Source organism: Microbulbifer sp. CnH-101-G (assembly GCF_052466775.1).
The window spans coordinates 871,032-887,855 of record NZ_CP174292.1 but is presented as its reverse complement, the minus strand read 5'-3'; the positions used below and the strand labels follow the sequence as shown (position 1 = coordinate 887,855).

General features: G+C 53.4%; 19 protein-coding genes. 5 read left to right on the top strand and 14 right to left on the bottom strand.

Annotated elements, in window-relative coordinates:
- Positions 1–40: 40 nt before the first annotated feature.
- Entirely contained in the window at positions 41–1,438 is a 1,398-nt protein-coding gene (locus ACJJID_RS04120) for a Do family serine endopeptidase (RefSeq protein ID WP_444921605.1), read from the bottom strand.
- Between the two features lie 175 nt (positions 1,439–1,613).
- Between ACJJID_RS04120 and mpaA the strand changes: the two genes are divergently transcribed.
- Positions 1,614–2,318 carry a murein tripeptide amidase MpaA gene (mpaA, locus tag ACJJID_RS04115; RefSeq protein ID WP_444921604.1) on the top strand — a complete coding sequence of 235 codons (705 nt, stop codon included), beginning with the start codon at positions 1,614–1,616 and terminating at the stop codon, positions 2,316–2,318.
- Here the strand turns inward: mpaA and ycjG are convergent.
- The 5 genes from ycjG to rpoE form a co-directional block, all read right to left on the bottom strand.
- Positions 2,306–3,253, bottom strand: coding sequence for an L-Ala-D/L-Glu epimerase (gene ycjG / locus ACJJID_RS04110; protein WP_444921603.1), 948 nt, complete (start codon positions 3,251–3,253; stop codon positions 2,306–2,308). The genes mpaA and ycjG overlap by 13 nt on opposite strands.
- A gap of 44 nt (positions 3,254–3,297) precedes the next feature.
- Positions 3,298–3,750 carry a SoxR reducing system RseC family protein gene (locus ACJJID_RS04105; RefSeq protein ID WP_444921602.1) on the bottom strand — a complete coding sequence of 151 codons (453 nt, stop codon included), beginning with the start codon at positions 3,748–3,750 and terminating at the stop codon, positions 3,298–3,300.
- Positions 3,751–3,755: 5 nt separating this feature from the next.
- Positions 3,756–4,952 carry a MucB/RseB C-terminal domain-containing protein gene (locus tag ACJJID_RS04100; protein ID WP_444921601.1) on the bottom strand — a complete coding sequence of 399 codons (1,197 nt, stop codon included), beginning with the start codon at positions 4,950–4,952 and terminating at the stop codon, positions 3,756–3,758.
- Between the two features lies 1 nt (position 4,953).
- Positions 4,954–5,652: a sigma-E factor negative regulatory protein gene (locus tag ACJJID_RS04095; protein WP_444921600.1), complete on the bottom strand. Its 699-nt coding sequence runs from the start codon at positions 5,650–5,652 to the stop codon at positions 4,954–4,956.
- Between the two features lie 117 nt (positions 5,653–5,769).
- Entirely contained in the window at positions 5,770–6,384 is a 615-nt protein-coding gene (rpoE, locus tag ACJJID_RS04090; protein ID WP_152452594.1) for an RNA polymerase sigma factor RpoE, read from the bottom strand.
- Between the two features lie 169 nt (positions 6,385–6,553).
- Between rpoE and nadB the strand changes: the two genes are divergently transcribed.
- Positions 6,554–8,170: an L-aspartate oxidase gene (gene nadB / locus ACJJID_RS04085; protein ID WP_444921599.1), complete on the top strand. Its 1,617-nt coding sequence runs from the start codon at positions 6,554–6,556 to the stop codon at positions 8,168–8,170.
- A gap of 31 nt (positions 8,171–8,201) precedes the next feature.
- Here nadB and ACJJID_RS04080 read toward each other — a convergent pair whose 3' ends face one another.
- Both ACJJID_RS04080 and ACJJID_RS04075 read right to left on the bottom strand, forming a co-directional pair.
- The gene (locus ACJJID_RS04080) at positions 8,202–8,654 is read right to left on the bottom strand and encodes a protein YgfX (protein ID WP_444921598.1); all 453 of its coding nucleotides are present in this window, start codon (positions 8,652–8,654) and stop codon (positions 8,202–8,204) included.
- Positions 8,629–8,874: an FAD assembly factor SdhE gene (locus ACJJID_RS04075; RefSeq protein ID WP_152452590.1), complete on the bottom strand. Its 246-nt coding sequence runs from the start codon at positions 8,872–8,874 to the stop codon at positions 8,629–8,631. Before ACJJID_RS04075 ends, ACJJID_RS04080 begins: the two co-directional genes overlap by 26 nt.
- 114 nt (positions 8,875–8,988) lie before the next feature.
- On the opposite strand from ACJJID_RS04075, the gene ygfZ reads away from it, so the two are divergent.
- The 3 genes from ygfZ (at position 8,989) to ACJJID_RS04060 (ending at position 11,508) form a co-directional block, all read left to right on the top strand.
- Positions 8,989–10,029 (top strand): CAF17-like 4Fe-4S cluster assembly/insertion protein YgfZ, encoded by a 1,041-nt coding sequence (ygfZ, locus tag ACJJID_RS04070; RefSeq protein ID WP_444921597.1) that lies wholly within the window; start codon positions 8,989–8,991, stop codon positions 10,027–10,029.
- 199 nt (positions 10,030–10,228) lie between these two features.
- Positions 10,229–10,777, top strand: a complete 549-nt coding sequence (locus ACJJID_RS04065) for a hypothetical protein (RefSeq protein ID WP_444921596.1) — start codon at positions 10,229–10,231, stop codon at positions 10,775–10,777.
- Between the two features lie 167 nt (positions 10,778–10,944).
- Positions 10,945–11,508, top strand: a complete 564-nt coding sequence (locus ACJJID_RS04060; protein ID WP_444921595.1) for a hypothetical protein — start codon at positions 10,945–10,947, stop codon at positions 11,506–11,508.
- Between the two features lie 311 nt (positions 11,509–11,819).
- Here ACJJID_RS04060 and ACJJID_RS04055 read toward each other — a convergent pair whose 3' ends face one another.
- The 6 genes from ACJJID_RS04055 to ACJJID_RS04030 form a co-directional block, all read right to left on the bottom strand.
- On the bottom strand, positions 11,820–12,644 hold the full coding sequence (locus ACJJID_RS04055) for a hypothetical protein (protein ID WP_444921594.1): 825 nt from the start codon (positions 12,642–12,644) through the stop codon (positions 11,820–11,822).
- Positions 12,645–12,981: 337 nt separating this feature from the next.
- The gene (ung, locus tag ACJJID_RS04050) at positions 12,982–13,704 is read right to left on the bottom strand and encodes a uracil-DNA glycosylase (protein ID WP_444921593.1); all 723 of its coding nucleotides are present in this window, start codon (positions 13,702–13,704) and stop codon (positions 12,982–12,984) included.
- Positions 13,704–14,297, bottom strand: a complete 594-nt coding sequence (locus tag ACJJID_RS04045; protein WP_444921592.1) for a uracil-DNA glycosylase family protein — start codon at positions 14,295–14,297, stop codon at positions 13,704–13,706. Before ACJJID_RS04045 ends, ung begins: the two co-directional genes overlap by 1 nt.
- Positions 14,298–15,236, bottom strand: a complete 939-nt coding sequence (locus ACJJID_RS04040; RefSeq protein ID WP_444921591.1) for a hypothetical protein — start codon at positions 15,234–15,236, stop codon at positions 14,298–14,300.
- Between the two features lie 148 nt (positions 15,237–15,384).
- Positions 15,385–16,320, bottom strand: coding sequence for an esterase-like activity of phytase family protein (locus ACJJID_RS04035; RefSeq protein ID WP_444921590.1), 936 nt, complete (start codon positions 16,318–16,320; stop codon positions 15,385–15,387).
- Between the two features lie 11 nt (positions 16,321–16,331).
- Positions 16,332–16,814, bottom strand: a complete 483-nt coding sequence (locus ACJJID_RS04030; protein WP_152452570.1) for a YajQ family cyclic di-GMP-binding protein — start codon at positions 16,812–16,814, stop codon at positions 16,332–16,334.
- Positions 16,815–16,824: the final 10 nt, after the last annotated feature.

The following is a 16,824-nucleotide window of genomic DNA, read 5'->3' as shown; positions in this document are numbered from 1 at the left end:
GAGGCAGGTGACCCATTGGGCCACCATTCGCCTCTTGTACTTAACTTTCGATCTTAATTGTGCGGAAAGTTGACTGGCCGGCGCGGAAGAAGCGGATCGGCAGCAACTCATCTTTGGGAAGGTCGTCAACCACCGTTTCGTAGTCGCTGATATCGGTCACTTCCTCAAAGCCGAGCTGGGCAATGATATCGCCACTGCGCAGCCCCGCCTTGGCGCCTGGCTTGCCGGGAATGACCTGGCGCACCAGCACACCGGTATCTACATTCCAGCGCTGCTTCATGCCCTCGGGGATTTCCTCCACGACAACGCCCAAGGGACCACCCATTCTTGAAGCCGGCAGTGCGGAAGCCTGGCTGCGCTCCTCATCAGAGCCCGGCAGAGAACCGACGATCACTTGCAGCTTTTCGGTCTTGCCCTTGCGCATCAGCTCTACGGGTACCTGGGTACCTGGGCGGACCTGGCCAACCACATGGGGCAGATCTCCGTGCACACCAATCTTGCGGCCATCGAAACGGGTGATAATGTCTCCGGGTTTGATACCAGCCTCTGCCGCAGGGGTGCCGGGGCTTACCTGCTCCACCAACGCACCGGAGGGCTTACCGAGTCCCATAGCTTCGGCCATATCGCGATCCACATTGCGAATGCCAACGCCGAGCCAGCCGCGATCCACACGCCCTTTCTCCTTCAGCTGCGCCACCACATCCTGGGCCAAGCTCGCTGGGATGGCGAACGACAGGCCGATAGAGCCACCACTGCGGGTATAGATCTGGGAGTTGATGCCCACCACTTCACCATCAAGGTTGAACAGAGGACCGCCGGAGTTACCGGGGTTGATGGCCACATCGGTCTGAATAAACGGCACGTAGTTCTCACGGCTCTCATTGGGGATACTGCGCCCCATCGCACTGACGATACCGGCACTGGCGGAGTAGTCGAGCCCAAACGGTGAACCGATTGCGACCACCCACTCACCCACCTGTAAATCCTCTGAGTCTCCCCAGCGTACTGCCGAAAGGTCATCGGCTTCGATCTTAAGCAGGGCCAGATCCGAGCGCTCATCGGTACCAATAACCTTGGCCTCGTATTCACGGCGATCGGTTAGGGTGACCCTTACCTCATCAGCCCCATCGACCACATGATTATTGGTCACGATATAGCCATCTTTGGAGATGATGAAACCGGAACCCATGCTGGCCACAGGGCGCTGGTTCCGGCGCGGCTCGAGCAGATGGCGGAAAATGTCAGGAATCTCCTGCTGGTATTGCGGCGCATTGTTATTGCCGCGAGCCATACGGCTGCGATCCACGGTGTTGATCTTGACCACCGCAGGGGAGTTTTCCTCGATCAGTTCGGTAAGTTCTGGCAGCCCGCGCGCACTGGCAGCGCCGGAAACCAAAAGACAGAGTACCAAGAGATATTGTGTACAGCGTTTAACCATAGGTTTGTTACCCCTAGTGTTCCCTTCTAATATGAAACCATTGGAAATTGAATCCCTTCCAGGGCTTGCCATGGCAAACTAGCTCCGGCCCCTTTGGGGACATTCAGTAACGATTTAGTGGCTATATAGCCACAAAAGTTCTCCTGCCTTATGTAAATCTGTGTAAAGGCCAGCGATGTCCAAACTGCGCCCACGCCCACAGCGAGGCCAATTCCACCTTCCCAGAGAGCTGTACGGTTACAGTGCCCTGGGCGCGCCACTTTTTTATTTTCCCGCCCAATCCGGCCACAAAGCAGGCCTGGTAATGGCCGGCACACACGGCGATGAGGTCGCCGCTGTAGTGGCGCTCTCTTGCGCATTGCGCTCACTGGCAGAGGGCCACCTCAAGCACCATGTGATACTGGCGGTAAACCCCGACGGTTGCCAGCTGGGAACCCGCTGTAACGCACATGGGGTGGACCTGAACCGCAACTTTGCCACAAAGAACTGGGATGGCGATGGCAATGTGTACCGATGGAACAGCGCGGCGGATGCCCGCGACGTCCAACTGAGCACCGGCGACAGCCCCGCTTCAGAGAGCGAGACCTCCGCACTGTGCCAACTGATTGCCACACTAGCGCCCCCTTGGACAGTCTCTATCCACGAGCCCCTGGGCTGTGTGGAAGACCCGGATAAAACTGAACTGGGAGCTTGGCTGGCCGAGGGCATGCAACTGCCACTAATCGAGCAGATAGGCTACCAAACGCCAGGCTCTTTCGGTACCTGGTGCGCTGAACGCGCCCTGCCCTGTATTACTGTGGAGTTTCCCCCTATCTCTGCCGATGCTGCCAGCGAAGAGTACCTAAGTATTCTGATAGATCTACTCACTTACGACCAATAAACCCTGCCGGCGGTAAAGCGCAGCGGTGGCTCGGTATCCCTCGCCAGCCAAGTGGGGCCATCCAGGTCCAGGTAGCGCGCCTTTGGCCCCAAAGGCCAAGCTGCGCGGATTGCCCTTGAAGTACAAAGCATACAACCGAGCATCAGCTCAAAACCCTGCGCGGACGCCTCCTCCGCCAGAGCTTCGGCCTCGCGAATCCCCCCCGTTTTATCGAGCTTGATATTGACCATTTCGTAGCGCCCTCTGAGGCGTGGCAAGTCGGCGCGGGTGTGGCAGCTTTCATCGGCACAGATAGGCAGGGGGTGTGTAAATGTGGCAAGAAATTCATCGTCACCGGCAGGCAGAGGCTGCTCGAGCATAGCAACCCCCAAATCCGCAAGCTGTTGACAACGCTCGACCAGGTCAGCGCTATGCCAAGCCTCATTGGCATCAATCACCATCTGAGCTTTGGGTGCGGCGGCACGCACAGCCGCCACCCGATCAAAGACCAGGTGATCGTCCAGCTTGAGCTTTAGCACCTCCACTCCCTGGGAAACAGCCTCACCCGCAGCCAGGGCCATAGCTTCTGGGCTATCGATTACCAAAGTCTGTACGGTGGGGAGGGAGTCGGGGCCGGCAAAAGGTTCATCTTTGTACTTCGCCTCCCAGTCTGCGAGAGCGCAATCCAAGGCATTACGCGCTGCCCCTGCGGGAAGCCGCGACGCTAAAGCATTTCTCTTTAAGCCGGCTGCCAGCTCGGAAAGCAGGGGCTCGAGCTGTCGCACGACCGAATCGGGACTCTCTCCATAGCGGGCATAGGGGGTGCACTCCCCAATACCCACACGACCTTCCAGTTTTACCTCCACCACGACGACTTCTGCCTCAGTGCGAGCCCCACGGGAAATGACAAAGGCCGTGCGCAGAGGCCAGCGCTCGATATAGCAGCGGGCCAACATGGAAAGACTCCAATTAATCTTTGGAGTTATCAGTTTAGATTTAGTTATCCGTGCCCGCTGTTGTGCTCGATTCGCAACAGCACTGGCGTGTAGGTGGGGTTGGAAGCTTGGCGGCGACTGTACCAGCGCACTCCGAGAGCACCTCCTAACAGGCCCAGCACGGCACCAATTACCGCACCAGCTTCAGCGAAAAGGTAATCCCCCAGCAGAGCAACAAGCACCAGGGAAACCAGGGGCAATAGATAAACCAGCAGGGTACTGCTGGTAAGGGCATTTTCGGCGATGCCAATCACCGCAGTATCGTTCAGGGAAATTTTATTGGCCGGGTAGCCGTTGAGAACGGCTCTCACCCTTGTGGAAGAGGAAAAGAAGTCGCCAAGGAGTCCTGTGCCGCAGCCGGATTTGGCCTCACAGCCATTACAGGCACTGCGCTGGATAGTTTCAACCCAGACAGCATCGGACTCTATGGCCACAATACGGCCGCGCTCTTCCAGCACGGCTCTCAACCTTTTTCAGCGATAGAGCTGGCTACTCTGCGCGCCGTAGCATCGGGGATCTCCCCCACTACAGTGATGGTGTAAGCCACGCCATTGACTTCCATTCGGTCCATATAGGCCACGGTAGCACCGCGTATGGCGCGACCTTTAAACTCCTTGAGCTCAGGCCCCAGGCGCTGCACAAACACGGTAAATACGCCCAGGCCGTCACTGAAGACCATCATATCCCCATCGGAGAGGGGTTTTACCGATACCACCTTGAACCCTTCCGGCAGCCAGCGCACTTGCCAGCGACTCTGGGAAGATTCACAACTAGTGCGATTATCAACCCGTCGCGCATTACTGGAGACTGCCTCTAGGGCACTATCTTCAACAGGTGTCAGGTCCAGCTGTACAAATTGGTAACGCTCGAGGACACGGCCCTGAGTGCTCACCAACATGGTTTTAAGAGGCAGGCCGGTTTCCCGGTCCAAGCTAACCACCAGACCAAGGCGATAGCGATCCCGCGGCCGGGCCTCGATCACCACCGCGTCGCGATCGGCAATACGCTCCTCGCCACGCAAAATAAATTGATACGCGCGCTGTACCTGCTGCTGCCCCACTGCGTTCCACAGTGTGGCCCGTGCACTTGGCGACACACCGTACTCGCAGTTGCTGCCGCTGCCATGACTGATTAATTCACGCGGCTCGCCGCTCAGGTAGCGCACACGCTCCACCTGTTCGCCGTCGCGCACCGCATGCACAACCTGTAGGGTTTCGAGCATGCCGGCGTGCTCAAAGGTGACCAGCCCGCTGTACTCCAACTCGGCGACCGCCTTGGCAAGCTTGGCCAGCCACTGCTCCACTTCATTGCCGGCCACCGCGACAGACACCGCACCTGGACTGGCCAGGGCTTCAGAAGAGAGCACGGTAGGATCGACAATCTCAGGCTCGGCATTGCGGACATTGGTAGGGGCCTGGTTACCCTGTTCAGCAGCCGGATCGGCCACCTCAACAGAGGCTGCCACTGCGCCAGTCGCTGCCTGGGAGCTGGCCATATCGAGGTTCACAGTACTTGGCGCACTGGAGGGGATAGTGTTAACAGTGTTGACGGACTCCTGCGCAAACGCCAACGGCGCCAGCAGAGAGGAGGCCAGCAGTAATTTGCTGGCCCTGAGAATTCCAATACGGATAAGGCTCCCCCTGAAAACGACTTTCGTCACACTACATTCCAACTTGTTCGCCGTAAGTCGCGCGAGCGAAAGGCACCATACCCTGGCTGCCGACATGCGCGGCCTGCTCAGAGTGCTGAATCATTACGCGGTTCAAGTGGCGCATCAGCTCCGGCGTAGGCACCTGCTGAATCACCTGCTGACCGACCACACCCCGCTGCTCGGGCACGAAACTCGGAGTTGCAGTGCTCACCGAGCGGGTGGATGGCGCCGGCACATAGAAGCCGGACGGCTGTGGGGCAGATTGCACCACCGGCTGTGCCGGTCGTTCGATTTCCGCCACCAGCTCATTACCCTGCACTGGATTCTGCTGGGTATCGGTAATCTGTTGAACCCCCAGGATTGCGGCAAATGCCACAGTGGCCGCTACCGCACCGCGTGAGAGCGGACGCCACCAACGGTTGTTGATCAACCCATTGGCCGCAACGGCACCACCATTCCCCGCTTGCGACAGAGGCTCTTCGAGATCGATCGCCGCAGAGATACTCGCAGCGAGGCCGCTTTCGACGGAGGCGACCTGTTCGCGGCGCATAACACTCGCCGCCAGTTGGTAGCGTGACCAGCGCTCACCCAACTCTTCAGAAGCCGCAGAGGCTTTTAACAGCCGTTGCAGCTCCAACTCGCTGACTTCGCCATCCATAAGCGCCGAGAGCGACTCGTTGAGACGTTCCTGATGATTCCCGTGGGACATAGGGGTTAACCCTCTTGTGCAATCGTTTATTCGGTGCCCACACGCACCATAGTTGGTATGAGATATGACCGGGCTCTCGGCGGTTTGTTTCCCCAATTGGGAAAATTTTCCGCAAATTTAACCTCGGTCACCCAGTGTTTCCGGCTCACCGGCCATCACGGCCTGGACTGTCCGGTCAATAGCTTCCCGTGCACGAAATATTCTCGAACGCACCGTACCCACCGGGCATCCCATCACCTCGGCGATCTCCTCATAGCTCAATCCCTCAAGCTCCCTCAACGTAACCGCTGAGCGCAGGTCCTCTGGCAGTGCGCGTATGGCGCGATGCACCGCAGATTCCAGCTGGTCGCGAAACAACTGGTTTTCAGGCGTTTCGTTATCCCGCAACAGGTCGGCGCCGGAGTAGAACTCGGCATCCTCTAGATCCACATCGGAAGACGGGGGCCTGCGGCTGCGGGAAACCAGGTGGTTTTTGGCGGTATTAATCGCGATCCGGTACATCCATGTGTAAAAGGCGCTGTCGCCACGGAAATTGGCGAGCGCCCGGTAGGCCTTAATAAAGGCCTCCTGAGTCACATCCTGTACCTCACTGTGGTCCTTGATGAACCTGCTGACTACAGCAACTATTTTGTGTTGATACTTGAGTACTAAAAGGTCAAAAGCGCGTTTATCTCCCTTTTGAACTCGCTCTACCAGCTCACGGTCACTCGTTGACGCCTGATGCGCTGTCATCCCCAACTCCCATATCCAGCCACACTGCGGGTGCCACGACTATTTATTAAAGGGCTGCCTGCGCAGGCGTTTCTTTTACTGTGTTGAAGACACTGACAATAGGACATAAGTTCCACGTCAAATCGACGAAAAATTAAGAGGCGCTATACTACGCGACCCTAAAAGATAAATGAAATCTATGAATGCCCAGGTAAACTACGACGTTCTTGTCATCGGCAGCGGCGCCGCCGGCCTCACCCTGGCCCTGCATCTCTCGGCCAAGTACCGAGTAGCTCTGCTCTCCAAGCAGCGCCTGCAGGACGGCTCCACCTGGTTCGCCCAGGGGGGCATCGCCGCAGTGTTGGACGAGATGGATTCGGTGGAGTCACATATTGCAGACACATTAGACGCGGGTGCCGGACTCTGCCACCCATCGTCTGTGCGCTTCACCGTGGAAGAGAGCACCGCGGCCATTCGCTGGTTGATCGACCAGGGCGTGGACTTCACCCGCGAAGGCGAGGACTACCACCTGACCAAAGAGGGAGGCCACAGCCATCGCCGCATTATTCACAGCGCCGATGCCACCGGTCGAGCAGTACACAGCTCTCTACTGGTAAAAGTTCTCAACAGCCCGAACATCGATTGCTTTGAGCATCATGTAGCTATAGACCTGATCCGCCAGCCTGACCCACAAAAAGGCCGCTTTCGCTGTGCCGGAGCCTATGTGCTGAATAAAGCCACAGAAGATGTGGAGCTGCTGCAGGCCAAAGCGGTAATTCTCGCCACCGGCGGCGCAAGTAAGGCATACCTCTATACCAGCAACCCAGATGGCGCCAGCGGCGACGGCATTGCCATGGCTTGGCGCGCCGGCTGCCGGGTGGCCAATATGGAGTTCAACCAATTCCACCCCACCTGCCTCTACCATCCCAAGGCCAAGGCCTTCCTGATTACCGAGGCTCTGCGCGGTGAGGGCGCGCAACTGAAGTTGCCCGATGGCAGCCGCTTTATGGAGCGTTTCGACAAGCGCGGCGAGCTGGCCCCCAGGGATATCGTCGCCCGCGCCATTGACCACGAAATGAAACGCCTCGGTGCCGACTGCCTCTACCTGGATATCTCCCACAAAGATCCCGCCTTTGTGCGCGAGCACTTCCCCACCGTATACAGCAACTGCCTGAAGTACGGCATAGATATGACCAAAGAGCCCATTCCGGTGGTGCCCGCCGCTCACTACACCTGCGGCGGCATCATGGTGGACCAGCACGGGCGCACCGACCTCGATCAGCTTTACGCTATCGGCGAAACCACTTTTACCGGCCTGCACGGTGCCAACCGCCTGGCCAGTAACTCATTACTGGAATGTTTGGTATACGCCCGCTCGGCCGCCCTGCATATCGATGAACACCTGGACTCTGTTCAAGCTCCGCGCAAGGCGCCGGAGTGGGATGCCTCGAGGGTGACGGATTCCGATGAAGACGTGGTGATCTCCCACAACTGGGATGAGTTGCGCCGCTTTATGTGGGACTACGTGGGAATTGTGCGCACCCGCAAGCGCCTGTTGCGCGCCCAGCACAGGGTGAAGCTGCTGCAGAGGGAGATCCTGGAGTTTTACGCCAACTACCGCATCACCAACGACCTGGTGGAGCTGCGCAACCTGGCCTTGGTTTCCGAATTGATTATCCGCTCGGCTCTGGACCGCCGCGAGAGTCGCGGGCTGCACTACTCACTCGATTATCCAGGTCTGAGGGAACTGGCTATGGATACGGTATTGGTGCCGGAAAACTACGCCAATCAACGGCAGTTTATTTAAGCAGCGCGGTTAGGACGGGCTGGAATCTGCCCTAACGTGAATACCGCAGTGCCACCTGCAATCGGCGCCAGTCGTCCCCATTAAGCGCATCCCGCGCCAGCACAAGGCGCAGGGATGTGCCGGCCTGATCGCGTCCGCGGATTACCAGCAGCCACTGCCACAGTACCAACTCACCGCAAAACTCAAATTCACGCTCCTCATCACTCTCACCCCGCCAAAACCAGCGGCGCTCCCGGGTCGATATAACCCCAACCATTCGCCCCAGACGGCGTTTCTCTAAAAAGGCATAGACGCAGACAAGCAACAGAGAGGGCCAGAAAAGCCAGAGAGGGAGGTCACACAACCACAGCAGCAATACCGCCTGCCCTGTAGCAAGCAGCAAAAAAAGATGAAGGAGAGGCGATCGCGCAACAACGCAGCTTAAGCGCGCGCTGCGCTCGTAATATTGAGGCGGAGAATTACTGCTGCAAACCGGTGTTGTCACGAATGATCTGCACTATACGCAGCAAATCCGGGTCGGCCGGATCTTCACGGCGCATGAACCAGGCAAACAGGTCCTGGTCCTGCTCATCCATCAGTCGCACATAGCGCTGCTGATCCTCAGGCTCCAGAGTCTCGTAGATATTATCCAGAAACGGCAGCAGCACCAGATCCAGCTCCAACATGCCGCGGCGGCTGGCCCAAAACAGGCGGTTGCGATCCATACTTCATTTCCAACCAGGTTAAAGCGCGCAGTATACCTGCTAGCTGAGCAAACTTGAAAAGGGGCGCGGCAATCCCCAATTAATGCCACCAAGACAACCGGAGGTGGCAACACTATGGACCAGCAACAGTGGCAGGATTTTCTCAGCAGCGAAGGCGCCATTTGGGAAGGCGGCAGGGCCCACTTCCCTCTTACCAGCAATGATAATCGCCAGGGGTTACATCTGATCGATCTCGGCCCAGTAGGCGCCGTTTCAGTAATCGGCCCCGATAGCCAGAAGTTCCTACAAGGCCAACTCACCTGCGACCTTGTGAATCTACCCGATGGACACAGCACCTTGGGCGCCCACTGCAACCCCAAAGGGCGCATGATCAGCGCCTTTAGCGCCCTAAAACTCTCCCAAAGCGAATTTATACTCCGCCTGCCCCGCAACCTGGCCCCGATAGCCCAGCAGGCACTGGCGAAGTACGCCGTATTTTTTAAGGTGGAGCTTCGCGATATCAGCGAGGAATTCCACTGGCTCGGCCTGCAAGGGCAGGGTGTCGCGGAACAGACAGCACAACTGCTCGGCTTCGAAGCCCCCTCCCCCGGTCAAAGTGTCACTTTTAATTTTGACGGTGAACGCTGTATCGCCCAATCGACCAATGAGCTCCAATTGGCATTACTCTGCCCTGCCAGTAAGACACAACAACTCTGGCAGATGCTTTCCCCACACAGCGAGGCGACCGGCTACGACCAGTGGCAAAAGGGACAAATAGAGGCCGGCATCCCCCAAATTGATGCTGCCACTTCTGAGATGTTTATCCCGCAGATGACCAACCTGCACCTGCTCGGCGGCGTTAGTTTTAAAAAAGGTTGTTATACCGGCCAGGAAGTGGTCGCCCGTATGCAGTTCCGCGGTGCCGCCAAGCGCCGCCTGTACCGAGCAAAGTGTGAGGGCGGTGATCTTCCCGCCAGCGGACTGGAGATTTTTGCTGACGGACAACAAAGCATCGGCAACCTGGTTGAAGCTTGTCATAGCGAAGAGGGTATAGAGTTACTCGCTGTACTGACCATCGCCAAAGTTGCCGCCGGCGAACCTCTAAAACTAAAAGATGGACGCTCCCTGGAGATTCAGGAGCTGCCTTACGATGCCGACGCCGACCCTTTAGCCTAAAATTAGTACCCAATCCGCACAAATTAAAAAGGCGACTTTCCGAGTCGCCTTTTTATATTTAAAACCATACAAACAATCCACTACTGGTCTAGGAAAGAAACATCAATAATTTTATTAGCTGATCTACTACAGCAGCAGCTAGGGCCACTACACTGATTTATGCTAATTTCCACTTTCGTGGCAGCAGGGGAAGGGGCTATTGAAAGAGATTGATCAGCTTATTATCGCCCTGGAATCCTGCATCGTATTGGCCGGTTTTGCCGCAATCGTAGGCACACTCCAGCCGAAGAAGACGCGAAAGATCACCAAGGGAAGAATTGTCTCCCTTGCAATGATTATTTATATCAGCCTGGTCAATGCGCTCCTCGCCGCTTTCACTCTCATATTATCCAACTTTGGCATTAGTGATCAGAATCTATGGTCCCTAAGCAGCTTCGCAATGAGCGCAGCCACAACCTTTTCTATCATTTATCTCTGGATAAAAAAACGACTAAAGACGGTATCTAAAGCCGCCAAAATCACCTACTTCCTGCTTTTTGGCCTTGCTGGAACCATGGTTCTTGTCAACCTGCTAAATGCCCTCGGAATTGGCTTCAATAAGGAGTACGGCCCCTACTTTTTATCTTTCGTTTTGAATTTATTTATTGTTGGGTATGCCTTTTCCAGACTGCTCATGCGCCCAATGTGGGAGGTGGTGAGAGAAAATGAACTGAGAGGCCCACTTAGGAAATACACAGGCAAGAGATAAATTGTAATTTCCACTAAAGAAAACAGACAAGTAGATTGAGACGTCAAGAAACCCCACCCCTATATAAACCTTCAACAGAAACAGTAAGTCGAAAAAAGCATAAACTATCCTTTATTCACGGGTAATTCCCTCCAACTTATCATCACTGCTCAGGACGACAGCTAAAGATGGATAAACTGTCGGGACAAATTGATCAGCTGCTTCACATAATAGAAGTCGCAATCATTTTGGCAGGATTTGCAGCGATGGTGGCGACGTTTCAGTCCCGTAAGGTAGAAACCATCACCCGGGGGCATGTCGTGTCCCTTGCTATGATCGTCTATATCAGCCTATTTAGCGCTCTACTCTCGGCGTTCTCGCTTGCTCTACTAAATTTTCATATCAAGCCGGGGTATGTATGGTCCATCAGCAGTGCCTTGATGGGAATAGCAACCACAGGATTTATCGTATATCTCTGGAAGAAAAGGCATTTTAAATTTGTCTCTACCATAATGCGGCTCACCTACTATGGGCTCTTTGGCATAGCCTGCTCCGTGGTCATAATAAGCACCCTAAATGCCGCAGGAATATTCTTTGAGAGAGAATTTGGTCCCTACTTTATGGCTTATATTTGCAACCTGTTTTTTGTAGGGTTCGCATTTGCCAGACTATTGATGCGACCGCTCTGGAAGTCTGTTGAAAAAAAGGAGGACAGCCAGTTACATCATATTCGATCAAGAAGGCGCCGCTAAATGGAAAATCGTTCCCACGTTACCCCGCCATTATTCTCTATGACCCTGCAGCAAACGAGGTAAAGACCGAGTACCTATTAATCAACGACATCAAGAAAGGGTTAGGTAATGATTTTTCAATGAATACACATTAAGATCCAATAAATCCACATAACTAACGCATTTATCATTTCAGAATAATGGGAGTAAAAACACGTTCCCAAAGGAAGTGCACAATCTGACAAGCATCACTAATGTAAGATAGGCAAAGGGTCAGAAAACCATTAAACTAAAGCGAACTCCCCCTGCTTAATCACCCTACTGCAAGAAATTTAAGCAGAATCGGCTGGCACCTGGCAACAATTCTCTATTTTTCTCATTTTCTCGACGGATGGAAAGCCTGTCACCATCCCCCTAACCGTAGATTTGGTGACAGCAAATAGGGACTTATTGTCTTTAAGATATCTGACCAATTCTTTCAACGGCTCCCCCTTCTGGCACAAAGCCTGTACTGCCGAGTTAGTTCCATGGGACCAAATACCAAAGACCAAGCATATAGAGCTTCCTTTATGATAAGGGTTTTCTGTAAAAAAAATAAATCCGTAATCTTCAGTAATTGACTCACCTAATATACTTGACCGATAAACACTATCATCAACCCCATCAACAGCAAAACGGCCCAAAAAATCCATTTTGAATTTTGCATCTATTTGTCTAGTAAGCAACAAGTCTCGACTCACAACATTTATAGCTGGCCCACCAACACAAATAAAACTCTTATGATCACCAACAAAGTTGCGGGAATCGTGACAAATTACCTTCCTCTTTGGATATGCCTTTTCAATAGCATCTTTTAGAAGCTGAACCCCCTGAGATTCACAATAGGGCATAAACAACACATTCTCCGGAATCCGGCTTTGTGTCTTGGCAATTTCGGAAAAAAGTCTTTTTTGTTTTATTAGAGGAAGCACCACATGAATTTCAGAGCCAGATTCACCAAAAAAATTAGCCCACAAGTTTCTAAAAGTTTTTGCATCAATCTTTTTCTTTAAAACTGCTCCAGATCCAATAAAAGTTGCAGTAAGAAAGGCCTCCACAAATGGAGCCGCAAGAATATCCACAATAGAATCAGCTAAATCGGTCAACAATAGCAGCACTGGCAGCCCCCACTTAAGTTGCTAGGTGTCGTAGAATTTTTTACGCAGCGCTAGCCTTGCAAGAGAGAATAACCTCCTCATACACTCTAATCAAAAAACTGCAGAGTTTAATCTGAAATCATTATAGACAGGTTATAAAAAAGCAGAAAACACCCATCTGTGCGAGAGAGGCTCTCAGGCACTTAAATAAACCAGTGCGAAGGCTTTAGTAGAAATAGCCTCAACCACTTGTAAATATCGCTTAGATTAATTGACTAAATATACCCAGCTTACCCTTAAAGATCGTAAGCTGGGTTGGTATTTTGAGAGGTGATATTTATCGAAGGGATGTTTGCTATTAGACTTCTACAGCAACTCTTTTTAACTGATTTGCCTCAGGCAGGGCCCATTCAATGGGCTTCTCACCGCGCTCTTGTAGCCATTGATTCGCTTGAGAGAAAGGTTTAGTGCCAAAAAAACCACGGTGGGCTGAGAGGGGGGATGGATGAGGGGCGCGTAGTACCAGATGCTTATTGCGATCGATAAAACCGCCTTTCTTCTGCGCGTAACTACCCCAGAGTACAAACACCAGACCTTCGCGCTCCTCCGCCAGCTTATGGATCGCGGCATCGGTAAACTGCTCCCAACCACGGCCCTGGTGGGCGCCAGCCTTGCTGTCCTCTACCGTGAGGGTGGCATTGAGTAACAGTACTCCTTGCTCTGCCCAGGGTTGCAGACAACCGTGGTGCGCTGGGGGTATCCCCATATCTGAGTGCAATTCTTTGTAAATATTCTGTAGTGATGGTGGGATACGCACGCCGGGCATAACAGAAAAACACAAGCCGTGTGCCTGACCTACACCATGATAGGGGTCCTGCCCCAGAATCACTACTTTCACCTGATCAAATGGAGTGGAGTTAAAGGCGTTAAAGATCTGCCCACCTGGTGGATAGATACGCTTGCCAGCCTCTTTTTCTCCCCACAAAAACTGGCGCAACTCGGCCATGTAGGGCTTCTTAAACTCTTCACCCAATACATCATACCAGGAGGGGTGGATCTTAATTTTGTCCGGAACCGGCATTATCTAACCTTCAAAATCTTTTTTACGTATTTTTGCAACTCGGGCACTACCTCTTCCTCAAACCAGGGCCTGCGCCTCAACCATAAAGTATTGCGTGGGCTGGGGTGCGGCAAAGGGAAATACCCCGCTGGCAGAGCATCGCGGTAGTGGCGAACATTCTCAGTAATGCTGCCATACCAGTGCGGCAGGTAGTGGCGCTGGGCGTATTGTCCCACCAATAGTCTGAGTTGCAAGTGAGGCAACTGTTGCAGCAGGCGCTTGTGCCAGGTTGCGGCGCACTCAGGGCGCGGTGGCAGATCGCCCCCCTTACCGCGCCCCGGATAGCAGAAGCCCATGGGGATAATGGCAATCTGGGATTCGTCGTAGAAGGTATCTCTATCAATCGACAACCATTCACGCAGGCGATCGCCGGAGGGGTCATTCCAGGGAATACTGGTGGCGTGCACCTTGGTCCCCGGCGCCTGCCCTACGATCAATAGGCGCGCAGATGCCGCTGCTCGCAGCACCGGATTGGGACCTAAAGGCAGGTGATCCTCACAGAGGCGACAAGCGCGAATTTCTTCTAACAGAACAGGCAACTTCTCAACCACCACCTACTGCGCCCCCTCGGGAAAAGCCAGTTGTAACAAAAGCCCCCTTCGATCCTGAGGGTCATGGATGCGGCTAATATTATCGTTGTCAAACACGATAAAAATACCCTGTTCATTCACCGCCAACCCATCCCCTTTGCCACCAGTACGGGACACTTCATACCTGAGCTCAGAGGAGTTTTCCTGCTCCCAATAATCCAGGCACCACTGTGCTTTCAAGCTTGGCAACTCCCTTCGGCACACCGCATAAGCATTTGGCTCTAGGGTAAACAGGGCGCCATCATAGTAATAGAGAGCCGCTAAGTTTTCTGATTGCCCTCGAAAATTCAACCCTGCGACTGGCGGCAACTTGAAAATCTGCACGCTCTCTTTGGGACCGATCTTTACCAGGCCGCGGGGGTCGCTCTCTAGCCCAATCCAGAAGTCATCGCCGATCTTCTGCAAGCCCACACCTGAAAGGTTATATCCCTTTAAATAACCTTGAGCTTTTGCTGTTGACGACCACATATTTTCCAGCCAATGGCCCTCGCCCTGCATATTTATTTCTGCAATACGGTTATAGCGCTCACTCAGCAAATAAAATTTATTATCTACGCAGCTGATTGCCTCAAAGTCCATTGCCGCAGCTGGTCGGGTAAGATCCAGTAAAAAGTGCCAAAAGTTTGTGGGCCTATCTTTTTTCGGAGCACCAAGCCCATAGAGGGTCAAGTAAGGCTCTAACTCAGCGCGCCTGCCCTCCACGATAATTTCATAAATCTCTTCTGATTTTTTATCGGAAATCGTAAAAAGTTTTCCATCACAAAAAGTTAAACCAGAGATACTCAGCCCGGCACTAGCGCTTACCCAGTAATGATTGAGTTTGTTGGCGGGAATAATTTCTGTAGCCATCCCCAGGGGTGGCACCAATACAAAAAACACGTAGAGGAGGAGGCGCTTAATCACAGTCACTCCTATTAAAAGGCTAGGGTAAGAGGCAATGATTGCATTTTGCGGCAGTTTTCACAGGCGCGAGCACTAACTACAGTCTTTGTGCTCACTTAGCCCAGAATTGCACTTTTCTTTGAAGTCATAAAGATAGTGCTTGTACGCTCTAATGATTACTCTCAGGGAAGGCTAGATGCAGCAATAAGGCGCGCTTGTCCTCCGGCGCCTGAGCACGGCCGACATTATTATTATCCAATACAACGAAAATGCCCTGGGAATTGACAGCTAAGCCTTCTCCCTTGCCGTAACGGGTTTCTTCATAAATCCGCTCGGGAGACTCCTCTAACTCGCGATAATCTACACACCACTGGGCTTTTAAGCTTGAAGGCTCCCTGCGACATACTGCGTGGGCATTGCGCTCCAGGGTGAACAGGGCCCCGTCATAATAATCGAGACCGGTCAGATCTTCTGAACGCCCATAAAAATCCAGACCAGAAACCGGCGGCAAAGTAAATGTTCTGACCTCACCATTAGCGTTGAGCCGCAGTAAACCTCGGGGATCGCGCTCCATTGCCACCCAAAAGGTATCACCGGCCTTGACCAATCCCTCGCTGGAAGCGTTGGGCTTTTGCAAATAGCCCTGCTCCCTGGCTTTGGGTGACCAGATATGCTCCTGCCAATTCGCCCTACCCTGAGCATCCACATTGGCGATACGGTTATAATGCTCGCTCACCAGGTGAATGGTGTCATCGGCACAGCTGATACCCTCGAAGTCCAGCTCACCAGCAGGCCGGAAGAACTCAGTAAGGGCGACCCATAAACTCCCCGTCTGATCCTTGCTGGGGATACCCAGATCGGCGAGAAGTAGATGGGAGCGCAGCTCGGCGCGATCGCCATCCAGTGCCAAAGCGTAAATCTCCCCAGAATTCTTGTCGGAAACCGCCAGCAACTTACCGGCACAAAAGCTTAAGCCCGAAATGTCCAGCCCTTCGCTGTTATCCACCCAATAGCTGGCCTGCAGCTTTGCGGGGGTAATTTCCACTGCTGCCACCAGAGGCGAGAGCAACACAAGAGTAATACTGAAGAGAAAACGTTTAATCACTGAAGAACCAATTAATCGCGGAAGTTGTTAAATTGCAGCGGCTGCTCAAGCTCTTTACCACGCAAAAGGGCAATCACCTGCTGCAGATCATCGCGCTTTTTGCCGGTAACCCGCACTTGCTCGCCCTGAATAGCCGCTTGCACCTTGAGTTTTTCATCCTTGATTAGCTTAACGATTTTTTTTGACAGTTCTTTGTCGAGGCCATTTTTCAGGGTGATGCCCACTTTGACCTGCTTGCCAGACTGCTCTTTTTCACCCACATCCATCGCTAATGGATCGATATCACACTTGATCAAAGCACCGCGCAGCATATCCACCATTTGGTCTACCTGCATATCGGCTTCAGCGCGCACCACCAGGGAGAAATCACTCATCTCCACTTCTGCATCCACCCCTTTAAAGTCAAAGCGATTGATGACAGTGCGGTTTACCTGATCTACAGCGTTGGTCAGCTGGTGCTTATCCACTTCAGATACAATGTCAAAAGAAGGCATTAATTTCTCT

Coding starts and splice junctions, on each gene's coding strand:
- ACJJID_RS04120 (WP_444921605.1), bottom strand. CDS start 1,438: ATGGTTAAACGCTGTACACAATATCTCTTGGTACTCTGTCTTTTGGTT.
- mpaA (WP_444921604.1), top strand. CDS start 1,614: ATGTCCAAACTGCGCCCACGCCCACAGCGAGGCCAATTCCACCTTCCC.
- ycjG (WP_444921603.1), bottom strand. CDS start 3,253: ATGTTGGCCCGCTGCTATATCGAGCGCTGGCCTCTGCGCACGGCCTTT.
- ACJJID_RS04095 (WP_444921600.1), bottom strand. CDS start 5,652: ATGTCCCACGGGAATCATCAGGAACGTCTCAACGAGTCGCTCTCGGCG.
- rpoE (WP_152452594.1), bottom strand. CDS start 6,384: ATGACAGCGCATCAGGCGTCAACGAGTGACCGTGAGCTGGTAGAGCGA.
- nadB (WP_444921599.1), top strand. CDS start 6,554: ATGAAATCTATGAATGCCCAGGTAAACTACGACGTTCTTGTCATCGGC.
- ACJJID_RS04075 (WP_152452590.1), bottom strand. CDS start 8,874: ATGGATCGCAACCGCCTGTTTTGGGCCAGCCGCCGCGGCATGTTGGAG.
- ygfZ (WP_444921597.1), top strand. CDS start 8,989: ATGGACCAGCAACAGTGGCAGGATTTTCTCAGCAGCGAAGGCGCCATT.
- ACJJID_RS04060 (WP_444921595.1), top strand. CDS start 10,945: ATGGATAAACTGTCGGGACAAATTGATCAGCTGCTTCACATAATAGAA.
- ung (WP_444921593.1), bottom strand. CDS start 13,704: ATGCCGGTTCCGGACAAAATTAAGATCCACCCCTCCTGGTATGATGTA.
- ACJJID_RS04030 (WP_152452570.1), bottom strand. CDS start 16,814: ATGCCTTCTTTTGACATTGTATCTGAAGTGGATAAGCACCAGCTGACC.